This is a genomic window from Acidovorax sp. HMWF018 (genome assembly GCF_003061035.1).
In the GTDB taxonomy this organism is placed as follows: Bacteria; Pseudomonadota; Gammaproteobacteria; order Burkholderiales; family Burkholderiaceae_C; genus Acidovorax; species Acidovorax delafieldii.
This window is the reverse complement of record NZ_QAIM01000476.1, coordinates 977-2,242: the sequence shown is the minus strand read 5'-3', so window position 1 is coordinate 2,242 and position 1,266 is coordinate 977. Positions and strand designations below refer to the sequence as shown.

Below are 1,266 nucleotides of genomic sequence, written 5' to 3'. Positions count from 1 at the left end.
GTGCAGCGCCCACGCTGCAGCGCGTGGGCGCTGCACTGCAGCTGCCGCTGGTGGCGGCGGGCGACGTGCACATGCACGCCCGCTCGCGCAAGCCGCTGCAGGATGTGATCACCGCCGTGAAGCGCGGCTGCACCGTGGCCGAGTGCGGCTTTGCGCTGCAGCCTAACGCCGAGCGCCACCTGCGGCAGCGCGTGCGGCTGGCGGGCATCTACCCGCCCGAATTGCTGGCGGCCACGCTCACCGTGGCCGGGCGCTGCACTTTCAGCCTGAGTGAGATCCAGTACCGCTACCCGCTGGAGACCGTGCCCGAGGGCATGACACCTGCCCAGGCACTGGCCTGGCTGGTAGAGCTGGGGGTGCGAAGCCATTACCCGCTGGGCGCGCCCGAGAGCGTGCAGGCGCAGATCCGCAAAGAGCTCGACCTGATCGCGCACTGCGGGTATGAGATGTATTTCCTGACCGTGCACGACATCGTGCGGTTTGCGCGCAGCGTGGGCATCCTGTGCCAGGGCCGGGGCTCGGCGGCGAACTCGGTGGTCTGCTACGTGCTGGGTATCACGGCGGTGGCCCCCGAGCAGTCCCACCTGCTGTTCGAGCGCTTCATCAGCAAGGAGCGCAGCGAGCCGCCCGACATCGACGTGGACTTCGAACACGACCGGCGCGAAGAGGTCATCCAGTACATCTACGACAAATACGGCCGCGACCGCGCCGCCATCGCCGCCGTGGTCACCTGCTACCGCACACGCAGCGCCCTGCGCGACGTGGGCAAGGCCCTGGGCGTGGCGCCCGCCCTGGTCGATGCGTTTGCCAAAGACCACCACTGGTTTGACGAAACCTTTGCCACCGACCGCCTGCAGGAGCTGGCCCAGGCGGTGGGCGTGTCGCTGCACCGGCACATCGCCCGGCTGTGGCTGGAGCTGGCTGCCGACCTGAAGGACTTTCCGCGCCACCTGAGCCAGCATGTGGGCGGCTTTGTGCTGACCCAGGGCAAGCTCACGCGGCTGGTGCCGGTGGAGCCCGCCAGCATGAAGGACCGCTCCGTCATCCAGTGGGACAAGGACGACCTGGATGAGATGAAGCTGCTCAAGGTCGATGTGCTGGCCCTGGGCATGCTCAGCGCGCTGCGCCGCTGCCTCAACCTGCGTGCAGCCCTGCGCGGCGAGCACTGGGGCCTCAAGGAAATCCCGCGCGAAGACCCCGCCACCTACGACATGATCTGCGCCGCCGACACCGTAGGTGTGTTCCAGATCGAAAGCCGCGCGCAGA

At 68.2% G+C, this 1,266-nt stretch carries 1 pseudogene; it reads left to right on the top strand.

From position 1 onward, the window contains the following. Positions 1 to 1,266, top strand: a pseudogene (locus tag DBR23_RS31290) (error-prone DNA polymerase); the annotation flags it as partial.